The sequence below is a fragment of the Ruegeria sp. HKCCA6707 genome (genome assembly GCF_013033515.1).
Lineage (GTDB): Bacteria > Pseudomonadota > Alphaproteobacteria > Rhodobacterales > Rhodobacteraceae > Ruegeria.
Genome location: NZ_WQEG01000001.1, coordinates 965,827 through 977,391, shown reverse-complemented (window position 1 = coordinate 977,391; position 11,565 = coordinate 965,827). Strand labels below are relative to the sequence as shown.

Annotated in this window: 10 protein-coding genes; 8 read left to right on the top strand and 2 right to left on the bottom strand. The window is 59.7% G+C overall.

The window, feature by feature from the left end; translation table 11 throughout:
• Positions 1-2 precede the first annotated feature (2 nt).
• A complete protein-coding gene (glmU, locus tag GOW40_RS04800) occupies positions 3-1,358 on the bottom strand; it encodes a bifunctional UDP-N-acetylglucosamine diphosphorylase/glucosamine-1-phosphate N-acetyltransferase GlmU (RefSeq protein WP_171128123.1) in 1,356 nt (451 codons plus the stop codon).
• Between the two features lie 132 nt (positions 1,359-1,490).
• Between glmU and GOW40_RS04795 the strand changes: the two genes are divergently transcribed.
• The 3 genes from GOW40_RS04795 to GOW40_RS04785 all read left to right on the top strand — a co-directional run bounded on the left by GOW40_RS04795 (position 1,491) and on the right by GOW40_RS04785 (position 4,713).
• Positions 1,491-2,162, top strand: coding sequence for an HAD-IA family hydrolase (locus tag GOW40_RS04795; protein WP_171096927.1), 672 nt, complete (start codon positions 1,491-1,493; stop codon positions 2,160-2,162).
• A gap of 40 nt (positions 2,163-2,202) precedes the next feature.
• On the top strand, positions 2,203-3,393 hold the full coding sequence (locus GOW40_RS04790; protein WP_171128125.1) for a DegT/DnrJ/EryC1/StrS aminotransferase family protein: 1,191 nt from the start codon (positions 2,203-2,205) through the stop codon (positions 3,391-3,393).
• A 156-nt stretch (positions 3,394-3,549) separates the two neighbouring features.
• Positions 3,550-4,713 (top strand): isovaleryl-CoA dehydrogenase, encoded by a 1,164-nt coding sequence (locus GOW40_RS04785; RefSeq protein ID WP_171128127.1) that lies wholly within the window; start codon positions 3,550-3,552, stop codon positions 4,711-4,713.
• Positions 4,714-4,757: 44 nt separating this feature from the next.
• Here the strand turns inward: GOW40_RS04785 and GOW40_RS04780 are convergent, their stop codons facing one another.
• Positions 4,758-5,363, bottom strand: coding sequence for an OmpW family protein (locus tag GOW40_RS04780; protein ID WP_171128128.1), 606 nt, complete (start codon positions 5,361-5,363; stop codon positions 4,758-4,760).
• Positions 5,364-5,487: 124 nt separating this feature from the next.
• Between GOW40_RS04780 and GOW40_RS04775 the strand changes: the two genes are divergently transcribed.
• The 5 genes from GOW40_RS04775 to GOW40_RS04755 are packed head-to-tail and all read left to right on the top strand — an operon-like array spanning position 5,488 to position 11,527.
• Complete coding sequence (locus GOW40_RS04775) at positions 5,488-7,020, top strand: AMP-binding protein (protein WP_171128130.1); 1,533 nt, start codon at positions 5,488-5,490, stop codon at positions 7,018-7,020.
• Complete coding sequence (locus GOW40_RS22330) at positions 7,017-7,496, top strand: lysozyme inhibitor LprI family protein (RefSeq protein ID WP_371731808.1); 480 nt, start codon at positions 7,017-7,019, stop codon at positions 7,494-7,496. The genes GOW40_RS04775 and GOW40_RS22330 overlap by 4 nt, the downstream gene beginning before the upstream one ends.
• On the top strand, positions 7,493-9,100 hold the full coding sequence (locus tag GOW40_RS04765) for a carboxyl transferase domain-containing protein (RefSeq protein ID WP_171230883.1): 1,608 nt from the start codon (positions 7,493-7,495) through the stop codon (positions 9,098-9,100). The genes GOW40_RS22330 and GOW40_RS04765 overlap by 4 nt, the downstream gene beginning before the upstream one ends.
• Before the next feature lie 2 nt (positions 9,101-9,102).
• Positions 9,103-9,606: an O-acetyl-ADP-ribose deacetylase gene (locus GOW40_RS04760; RefSeq protein ID WP_171128135.1), complete on the top strand. Its 504-nt coding sequence runs from the start codon at positions 9,103-9,105 to the stop codon at positions 9,604-9,606.
• Entirely contained in the window at positions 9,596-11,527 is a 1,932-nt protein-coding gene (locus tag GOW40_RS04755) for an acetyl/propionyl/methylcrotonyl-CoA carboxylase subunit alpha (RefSeq protein WP_171128138.1), read from the top strand. The genes GOW40_RS04760 and GOW40_RS04755 overlap by 11 nt, the downstream gene beginning before the upstream one ends.
• Positions 11,528-11,565: the final 38 nt, after the last annotated feature.

Below are 11,565 nucleotides of genomic sequence, written 5' to 3'. Positions count from 1 at the left end.
ATTCAAGACCCTTTGTCGCGGCGAGCTTTCTTCGCCTTTAACATGTCAAACAGTTTTCGCGCATAACCCGGTTTGTTCTCTTGGCGCGCGCGCGCCACAGCCAGCGCATCCGGTTCCACATCGCGGGTGACCACGGTGCCGGTTGCGGTCATTGCGCCATCGCCGACAGTAACGGGGGCAACCAGCATAGTGTTCGAGCCGACAAAGACGTTTTCGCCAATGGTTGTCTTGTGCTTCATTACCCCGTCGTAGTTACAGGTGATCGTGCCCGCGCCAATATTACTACCCGCGCCGACGGTTGCATCGCCGATATAGCTGAGGTGATTGACCTTGGCGCCCTCGGCAATCTCGGCATTCTTGATCTCAACAAAATTGCCGACCCGTGTGTTCTCGGCCAGTTCTGCACCGGGGCGCAGGCGCGCATATGGGCCGATTGTGGCGCCACGGCTGACATGGCAACCCTCCAGATGCGAAAAGGCCCGGATCGTCGCGCCGCTTTCCACGGTGACGCCGGGGCCAAAGACCACATTGGGTTCGATTACTGTGTCGCGCCCGATCACCGTATCGGCGGACAGGTAAACCGTCTCGGGTGCCATCAGGGTCACGCCCAGCTGCATCAGTTCAGTGCGGGCGCGGGTTTGGAAAACTCCGTCTGCTTCCGCCAGATCAACGCGCGAGTCCACACCCAGCGTTTCGGCCTCATCACATTTGATCGCCGTGCAGGACAGGCCGCGCGCATTGGCTAGCGCGGGCAGCTCGGTCAGGTAATACTCGCCCGAGGCGTTTTCGTTGCTGACCTGATTGATCAGCTCAAACATCAGTTTCGTGTCACAGGCCATGAGGCCGCTATTGGTAAAGCGGATTGCACGTTGCTCTTCGGTAGCGTCCTTGTATTCGACGATCTGAACCAGCCGGTTGCCCTCCATGATCAATCGACCATAGCGTGGCTGGATTTCGGCAATATCAAAGCCCAACATGACCAGATCATGGGACTGCCGCGCCTCAACCATCCGCTGCAGGGTTTCAGGATTGATGAAAGGCGTGTCGCCAAACAGAACAATCACATCGCCCTCAAAGCCCTGCAACGCGTCGCGCGCCTGAGCCACCGCATGGGCGGTGCCCAACTGTTCGTCCTGAACCACAATCGTCGCTGTTTCGTCTTCCGCACGCGCTGCCTTGGCAACCAGTTCCGCACCGTGGCCGGTTACAATGACCGTGTGCTCTGGGTTCAAGGCACCACCAGCCCGCATAGCATGAACCAGCATCGGTGTCTGGGCGATGGGGTGCAGAACCTTTGGAAGATCTGAATTCATTCTTGTGCCTTTTCCGGCCGCCAGAATGACTAGGGCAATACTCATAAACGCGATTTCTCTTTTGTTTTTTACCGGACCGTTTTATCCGCTGCGTGCAAAGGCGCAAGCCGTTCGGCCATCAAAGAAGATTGCCGATTGCAACACAGGCAGGCGAAAACCTGCCAGAACGGAGGCAGAATGCGAACGGTGATCTTCGATCTTGATGGGACATTGGCCGACACTTCGGGCGATTTACTGGCTGCAGCCAATCATTGTTTCCGTTTGATGGGGCATGGCGATGTGCTGGTTTCAGATCAGGACGCGGGAATCGCCTTGCGTGGCGGGCGGCGGATGCTGACCCATGGGCTGGAACGGGTCGGGGCTTACGATGAGGCAACCGTAGCCGAGTATTATCCGGTTTTGCTTGACGCGTATGAACAAGCTATCGACACCCATACCGCGTTTTACCCCGGTGCGCTGGACGCGGTCGCGGCACTCAAAGGCGCGGGCTATGGCGTTGGCGTCTGCACCAACAAGCCCGAAGGTCTGGCGGATCTGTTGCTGACCCGGTTGGGTGTACGGGATCACTTTGCGTCGCTGGTCGGTGCTGACACGCTGCCCGTGCGCAAGCCTGACCCGGAACCGCTGCGTGAGGCCGCACGGCGCGCTGGTGGCCATCCAGACCATTGCGTGCTGATCGGCGACAGCGACACGGATCGAAACACGGCGCGCGCGGCGGGTGTACCCTCGGTGCTGGTGACCTTTGGGCCGTCTGGTGATGATATGGCCGCATTGCAGCCCGAAGCACTACTGCATCATTTCGACGACCTGCCGGAAATCGTACAGAGCCTTATCGGCGCGGCGGCATGATCCCTTGACCCAAGTGAGGCATGACCTCAAAACAGAAGCCATGACAGAGATATTCACCGGCAATTTCACCCAACAGGAACCCATCCCGGAAGAGGCGATTGAGGCCGCCCTGGCCGTGCTGCGCCATGGGCGCCTGCATCGGTATAATGTGGCCCCGGACGAGTTGGGTGAAACCGCCTTGCTGGAGCAGGAATTTGCCGCGCAAATGGGGGCCAAGTACTGCCTTGCGGTCTCGTCCGGCGGTTATGCTCTGGCCACGGCGCTGCGGGCCGTTGGCGTGCAACCCGGCGATACGGTGCTGACCAACGCCTTCACACTGGCCCCGGTGCCCGGGTCCATCGCCTCGGTTGGAGCGCGGCCAGTGTTTGTTGGCGTGACCGAAAGCCTGACCATTGATCTGGACGATCTGGAGGCCAAGCTGGATCAGGCGAAGGTTCTGATGCTAAGCCATATGCGGGGACATCTGTGTGATATGGACCGCCTGATGGCGCTCTGTGACGCCGCCGGTGTCACCGTGATCGAGGATTGCGCCCACACAATGGGCGCCGCCTGGCGCGGGCAAAAATCCGGGCGACAGGGGGCGGTGGGCTGCTATTCCTGCCAGACCTACAAACATGTCAATTCCGGTGAAGGCGGGTTGCTGATCACCGATGATGAAGAGATTGCGGCACGGGCCACAATGCTGTCGGGCTCCTACATGCTGTTCGAGCGTCACCTTGCGGGCCCCGATCCCGAAGTGTTTGAGCGGATCAAATACACCACGCCCAATATTTCCGGTCGCATGGACAATTTGCGCGCGGCCATTCTGCGCCCGCAACTGCGCGAACTGGACAGACAGGTCGATCGCTGGAACGAACGTTACGTTGCAATTGAAACCGGCCTACGCGACACCCCGGGGCTGACCATTGTCGAACGGCCAGCCGAAGAAACCTATGTTGGCTCCTCGCTTCAGTTTCTGCTGCTGGATTGGACCGCGGATCGCATCGCCGAGGTTCTGCGCCGCTGCGCTGTACGCGGGGTCGAGCTGAAGTGGTTTGGTGGGGCCGAACCCACCGGGTTCACATCTCGCTATGACAGTTGGCGCTATGCCGAGAGTGAGGCGATGCCGAAAAGCGACAGGATTTTGGCGGGGATCGTAGACATGCGGGTGCCGTTGACCTTCACTTTGGAAGATTGCCGGTTGATCGCGCGGATCATCAGGGCCGAGGTCAGCGCCGTCTTTCAATCCTGATCCAATAGCGTGCGTCTTCGACGCACACAGATAAGCAAAAGCCGCCCGTTTCAGGGCGGCTTTTTCTATTGGGTTACGCTGTTGTTGACCGACTCAGCTTTCGTTGATATCTGATTATTGAACACTTGTTCATTAACGCAGGGAAGGGAGCCCCGCATGTTTATGGCCACAATGCAATTCGATCTGGGCGAGGATGTGAATGCGCTGCGCGAAATGGTGCACCGTTGGGCTCAGGAGCGGGTCAAGCCGATGGCGGCTGAGATTGACGCCAGCAATGCTTTTCCCAACGCGCTTTGGAAAGAGATGGGAGAGCTTGGCCTGCTGGGGGTTACCGTCCCCGAGGAGTATGGCGGGGCAGGGATGTCCTATCTGGCGCATACCATTGCGGTCGAGGAAGTGGCGCGGGCCTCGGCCTCGGTATCGCTTTCTTACGGGGCACATTCGAACCTCTGTGTGAACCAGATCAAACTCAACGGCTCAGAGGCGCAAAAACAGAAATACTTGCCACGGCTGATTTCCGGCGACCATGTGGGCGCGCTTGCAATGTCAGAGCCTTCGGCGGGATCTGATGTGGTGTCGATGAAATTGCGGGCTGAAAAGCGCAACGACCACTATCGCCTGAACGGCAATAAATATTGGATCACCAACGGCCCGGACGCGGATACTTTGGTGGTCTATGCCAAGACCGACCCAGAGGCGGGCTCAAAAGGCATAACGGCCTTTCTGATCGAAAAAGAGATGAAAGGGTTCTCGACCTCACCCCATTTCGACAAACTGGGGATGCGGGGGTCGAACACGGCAGAGCTGATCTTTGAAGATGTCGAAGTGCCGTTCGAAAACGTTCTGGGCGAAGAAGGCAAAGGCGTCGCCGTCCTGATGTCGGGTTTGGATTATGAACGCGTGGTACTGGCCGGGATCGGCACGGGCATCATGGCTGCCTGCCTGGATGAGATCATGCCTTATCTGGCCGAGCGCAAGCAGTTCGGTAAGCCGATTGGCAGCTTCCAACTGATGCAGGGCAAGATTGCCGATATGTACACGGCGATGAACTCGGCGCGTGCCTATGTCTATGAGGTCGCCAAGGCCTGCGACAGGGGCGACGTCACGCGACAGGATGCGGCGGCATGTTGCCTCTATGCGTCCGAAGCTGCGATGACCCAGGCGCATCAGGCGGTGCAGGCGATGGGCGGGGCCGGGTTCCTGTCTGACGCGCCGGTCAGCCGCATTTTCCGCGACGCCAAGCTGATGGAGATCGGCGCGGGCACCAGCGAAATTCGCCGGATGCTGATCGGGCGGGAAATGATGAACGAAATGCTCTGATTAAGCAGCCCCGCCACAAGGTGGCGAGGCTCTTCAGGAAAGGATCAGAAGCGATGGACGTAGGATATGCCGACCAGCCAAGGGTCGATATCAGCGGTGCCGATGTCGGTACCGTTCAGCGAAACGTCCGTGTCGATATCGAACCAGCGCAGGTTCAGACGCACTGCTCCGTTTTCACTGACCATGTAGTCAAGGCCAGCTTGTACGGCGATGCCAACGGAATCGTCCAGTTCCAGATCACCCAAGGCCGAGCTTTCGTCAAAGAAAATGGTGTAGTTGATGCCAGCGCCGACATAGGGTTTCCATACCGAATTGGTCGGGAAGTGGTAGTTCAGCGACAGGGTGGGGGGCAGGTGTTTGGTACTGCCAGCATCGATGCTGCCACCCAGTGTGACGTCATGGCTGAACGGTGTTGCAGCCAGCAGCTCGATACCGAGGTTGTCGCGAAAGAAGTATTCAGCGGTAAAGATGACGCTGGTGTCCGAGTCGACTTCCGCGTCGAGCCCGGCCAAAGTTCCATTGTCGGATTTCGGGTCGAGATACCCGGCCCCGATCCCGAAAGTCCAATCGCCCTGGGATTGCGCCGAAACGGGGGCTGCGAGGGCGATGAGTGCGGTGCTCAGGGTCAATGCAGCAAGTGTCTTGGTCATGATTTTGCCTTTGAACAGTGTGATGGCACGATTTTGCACCAAGACCGGGTGCAGGGCCCTGATCTGCATCAAATTCCTGCATTTCGATGTCAGCGGATTGATGTCTTTAACAGACAGAAAATAAATGGAAAAACCAGTGCTTTCCTCTGAGCGCATACCGGGTTTGCACGCTGATGGCAGCTGGGCGATTCCTGACCGGCTGAACATGGCGCGGCAATGCTTGTCACAGCCTGGGGACCGCGTCGCCATTGTCGATTTGAGCGAGGGGCGCACTGAGGTCACTTACGATCAGTTGGGGCAGATGGCAGACGGAATCGCCCATGCTCTGCGCACGCAAGTGCAGCCGGGGGATCGCGTCGGCGTGCTGCTGAGCCAGTCACCGTGGTGCGCCGCGGCGCATCTGGCGATCTGGAAGCTGGGTGCGATCTCTGTGCCGCTGTTCAAGCTGTTCAAACGTGACGCGCTGGCCTCTCGCGTGGGCGATGCCGGGGCGCGTATCGTGGTGACGGACGCAGAGGGCGCTGAACTGCTGGGCGATCTCGCCCGGCCGCTTCTGGTTGATCAGATCACGCCCTCGGATGACCCACTGCCCTTTGCCGAGACCGGACCCGAAGACCCCGCCGTGCTGATCTATACCTCAGGCACCACCGGCAGCCCCAAGGGCGCGCTGCACGGGCACCGGGTGCTGACCGGCCATCTGCCCGGCGTCTCGATCAGCCACAATCACCTGCGCCACGGGGATTGCCTATGGACCCCTGCCGACTGGGCTTGGATCGGTGGGTTGTTCGACGTGCTGATGCCGGGGCTGGCGCTGGGGATTCCAGTAGTCGCGGCCCGGCTTGAGAAATTCACGCCCGAAGCCTGTGCCGATGTGATCGCACGTGGCGGAGTGCGCAACGTGTTCTTTCCACCGACTGCGTTGCGAATGCTCAAAGCGGCGGATCAGAGCATCCCCGGCCTGCGTTCGGTCGCTTCAGGCGGTGAGCCTTTGGGGGCCGAGATGCTGGCCTGGGGGCAGCGTGCCTTTGGCCTGGTGATCAACGAATTCTATGGGCAGACCGAATGCAATATGGTGGTTTCGTCCTGCGCGCAGGATTTCCCGGTACGCCCGGGCTGCATCGGCAAACCGGTGCCCGGGCATGAGGTTGCCGTGATCGACGAGGCGGGCAACCCGACGGATCAAGAGGGTGACGTAGCGGTAAGACGCGGCTCAGCCTCGATGTTGCTGGAATATTGGAACCGGCCCGAAGCGACGGCTGAGAAGTTCCGGGGCGATTGGCTGATCACCGGGGACCGGGGCATCTGGGAGGACGACTATCTGCGCTTTGTGGGCCGGGATGACGACGTGATCACCTCGGCCGGATACCGCATCGGCCCGGCTGAGATCGAGGATTGCCTGCTGACCCACCCGGCGGTGGCCACGGTCGGCGTGGTCGGCAAGCCCGATCCTTTGCGCACTGAAATCGTGAAGGCCTATGTGGTGTTGAAACCGGGGGCAGCGGCGACGGGCACGGAGTTGCAAGACTGGGTCAAGGCTCGTCTGGCGCATTACTCGTATCCGCGTGAAGTGGCGTTTTTGGATGCGCTGCCGATGACGGTGACGGGGAAAGTGATCCGCAAGGAGTTGAAGGCACGAGCGGCGGGAGAATTGTTATGAAAATGTTATTGGTTTCGGTTTGCGTATTTACTCCTGTACAAACAATGGCGGATTGGATGCCCGAGCCAGTACCTGAGAGTGAAATTTGGGACTGTGTGACCCGGTCCGGTAGCGATTGGCATGCTGGCGCTCAGTGTATTGGGACTTTCTCAAACGCCTGTATCGAATCCAGTGGTGCTTATGACAGCATAACGGTTTCACAGTGCAAAGACGCTGAAATGCTAGGCTGGGACGCCATTCTAAACACGGCCTATAACTCGTTGCGAGCCGAATTGTCTGCGCCTGGTACTTTGCCCATCGCAGCCGAGGCTTTGAAGGATGCGCAAAGGGCTTGGATCATCTTCCGAGATGCCGAATGCGTTTCGCGCGGGAATCTCACAACTGGAACAGGGCATTTTGAGGATGGGGCAGATTGCCTGTTGCGGGTCACGGCAACAAGGGCGTTGGACCTCATCGGCTATGGAGGCACACAATGAGTAGACTGAATTCCAAAGCCATGCCCACATCCGAGGGCTTCAAAGCAAACCGTACAGTCCATCTCGAAGCACTGGCGCAAATCTCTGCCGCTGCCGAAATCGCCCGCATGGGCGGTGGAGATAAATCCCGCGCGCGGCACGAATCCCGCGGCAAAATGCTGCCTCGGCGCAGGGTGGCGAACCTGTTGGACCCGGGGTCTCCGTTCCTCGAAATCGGGGCGACGGCGGCGCATGGGATGTATGAGGGCGCGGCCCCTTGTGCCGGGGTGATCGCGGGGATTGGCCGCGTTCAGGGACATGAGGTCATGGTCGTCTGCAACGACGCAACCGTGAAGGGCGGCACCTATTATCCGATGACGGTCAAGAAACACCTCCGCGCGCAGGAGATCGCCGAGGAAAACCGTCTGCCCTGCATCTATCTGGTCGATAGCGGCGGGGCGAACCTGCCCAATCAGGATGAGGTGTTCCCCGATCGCGACCATTTTGGCCGTATCTTCTATAATCAGGCGCGCATGAGCGCGAAGGGCATCCCGCAGATCGCTGTCGTGATGGGCTCGTGCACGGCGGGCGGGGCCTATGTACCTGCGATGTCGGACGTCACGATTATTGTCAAAGACCAAGGCACGATCTTTTTGGCCGGGCCGCCTTTGGTAAAGGCCGCGACGGGCGAGGTGGTCAGCGCCGAAGATCTGGGCGGTGGCGATGTCCATACCCGCCTGTCCGGCGTGGCGGATTACCTGGCCGAGGACGACGCCCATGCGCTGGCTTTGGCCCGGCGCGCGGTCGGGTCGCTGAACCTGCGCAAACCGCGGGCCGTAAATTGGGCCAGCCCCGAGGACCCGGCCTATGACCCGGACGAAATCCTAGGTGTTGTCCCTGCCGATCTGCGCACGCCCTATGACATCCGCGAGGTGATCGCGCGACTGGTCGATGGCTCTCGGTTCGACGAGTTCAAGCCCCGGTTCGGTGAGACGCTGGTGACCGGTTTCGCCCATGTCAAAGGCTGCCCGGTGGGGATCATCGCCAATAATGGCGTGCTGTTTTCCGAGGCCGCGCAAAAGGGCGCGCATTTTGTCGAACTGTGCTCACAGCGCCGTATTCCTCTGGTGTTTTTGCAAAATATCACCGGGTTCATGGTCGGGCGCAAATATGAAAACGAAGGCATCGCGCGGCATGGGGCCAAGATGGTCACGGCGGTGGCGACGACCTCCGTGCCAAAGATTACCATGCTGGTGGGCGGTTCGTTCGGGGCCGGGAATTACGGCATGGCCGGGCGGGCCTATCAGCCGCGCTTTCTGTGGACCTGGCCGAATTCGCGGATCTCGGTCATGGGCGGTGAACAGGCCGCAGGCGTGCTGGCCACTGTGAAACGCGACGGCATCGAGCGGCAGGGCGGCACCTGGTCGGCTGAGGAAGAAGCCGCGTTCAAACAACCCACCCTTGAGATGTTTGAGGAACAATCCCACCCGCTCTACGCTTCGGCGCGGCTCTGGGATGACGGCATCATCGACCCCCGCAAATCCCGCGACGTGCTGGCCTTGTCGCTGAGCGCCGCGCTCAACGCCCCGATTGAGGAGACACGTTTCGGCGTGTTCCGGATGTGATCATGGGTTTTCAGATTGTCAAATCCGACATCACACAATTGCGGGTGGACGCGATTGTGAATGCTGCCAACCGTTCTTTGTTGGGTGGAGGAGGTGTGGATGGCGCCATTCACCGCGTAGCCGTGCCGAAATTGCTTGAAGAGTGCCGTGAACTCCGAGGATGCGAGACTGGCGAGGCAAAGGTAACCGGAGCTTACAATCTTCCGGCACGCATCGTCATCCATACAGCAGGTCCGATTTGGCGCGGCGGAGAATCAGGCGAAATTGATCTGTTGGCTCGCTGCTACGCCAATTGTCTAAGGCTCGCGAGCGCCCATAAGTGTCAGAGGATTGCTTTTCCGGCAATCTCCACAGGTGCATACGGGTTTCCGCATGACAAGGCAGCCGAGACCGCAGTGAACGCGGTCGCTGATAGCCACCTTGAAGTAAACCTTGTTGCGCTCGATGCGCGCACTGAACGACATCTGAATAACGCAATCAAGAATTGGAAAAATAATGTTCAATAAAATCCTGATTGCCAACCGTGGCGAGATTGCGTGTCGGGTTATGGAGACGGCTCAGAAGATGGGCTTGGCTTGCGTGGCCGTTTATTCTGATGCGGATGCGCAAGCCAAACATGTGCAGATGGCTGATGAGGCAGTGCATATCGGAGGGGCGGCTCCGGCTGAGAGTTATCTTAAGGGTGATGTGATCATTCAAGTCGCGCTGCAGTCGGGCGCGCAGGGGATTCATCCGGGCTATGGGTTCCTGTCTGAGAACCCCGATTTCGTTGAGGCTGTTGAGGCCGCAGGGCTGACATTCATTGGACCTTCGGCTCAGGCGATCCGGCAGATGGGGCTCAAGGATGCGGCCAAGGCGTTGATGGAAGAGGCGGGTGTGCCGGTGGTGCCCGGCTATCATGGAGATAACCAGGATGCCGCGCATTTGGCGGGTGAGGCCGCGTCGATTGGTTACCCTGTTCTGATCAAGGCGGTTGCGGGCGGTGGCGGCAAGGGGATGCGGCTGGTTGAGCGGCCCGAGGATTTTTCGGCTGCTCTGGACAGCGCGCGGGGCGAGGCCAAGACGGCCTTCGGCAACGATGCGGTGTTGGTCGAGAAATTCGTCACGAAGCCGCGCCATATCGAGGTGCAGATCTTTGGTGATGGCACCCATGCCGTGCATTTGTTCGAACGCGATTGTTCGTTGCAGCGGCGACATCAGAAGGTGATCGAAGAGGCTCCGGCGCCCGGCATGACCGATGAGATGCGCGCGGCCATGGGGCAGGCGGGTGTGCGCGCGGCTGAGGCTATTGGGTATAAGGGTGCAGGCACGGTTGAGTTCGTCGTTGATGCCTCGGACGGGCTGCGTCCGGATCGGTTCTGGTTCATGGAGATGAACACGCGATTGCAGGTCGAACATCCGGTGACCGAGGCGATCACCGGCGTCGATTTGGTCGAGTGGCAATTGCGCGTGGCGGCCGGAGAAAGCCTGCCCAAGCAGCAAAGCGAACTTGAAATCAACGGTCATGCCTTCGAGGCACGGCTGTATGCCGAGGACGTACCCAAGGGCTTTCTGCCCGCGACCGGTACACTGACCCATTTGCGTTTTCCACCGGAATGCCGCGCCGATAGCGGTGTGCGCTCGGGTGACACGATCAGCCCCTGGTATGATCCGATGATTGCCAAGGTTGTGGTGCATGGCCCGACGCGCGCGGTTGCGTTGGAAAGCCTGCACCGGGCGCTGCGCCGGACAGAGGTTGCCGGAACCGTGACCAACCTTGCCTTTCTGGGGGCGCTGACTCGGCATAACGGGTTTGCGGCGGGCGATGTGGATACGGGCCTGATTGGGCGTGACCTGGATGATCTGGTGCAAGAGACCCCGGCCAGCAAGGCTTCTTCGGTTGCTGCAGCCATGACGGCGCTTGGTCTGACGGAAACCGGCCCTGAGACCGGGATCACTTTGTGGGGCTCTCTGCATCGGGCGGTGCAATTGATACGTGAAGGTGAGATCATCGATCTGGACGTTCAGGTCGAAGGCCCTGATCGGCAGGTTTGGACCATCGGCAGTGACCGGCTTGACGTGCTGCGCCAAGGCGAGGGATGGGTCATAAATGAACAGCTTATGCCTAATGTCGCGGTGGCGGGATCCAGGATTACCGTGTTCGACGATTATGGTCAGGTGTTCGAGATGGTCGACCCTCTGGATCGCGATGCCAGCGCAGCAGGCGATACCAATGTGATCGAAGCGCCGATGCCCGGTCTGGTCAAAGCCGTCTTTGCCACGGCGGGGCAGGCAGTGAAGGAAGGCGACCGTTTGGCCATTCTAGAAGCCATGAAGATGGAGCATTCCCTGCTGGCTGCCCGCGATGGTGTGGTGGCCGAGGTGCTGGCGGATGCAGGTGCTCAGGTCGAGGCAGGTGCGGCGCTGGTTCGGTTGGATGATGCATAAGCTGTTCGAAACGCGCTTGGCGTGTCACTGTCGCGCCA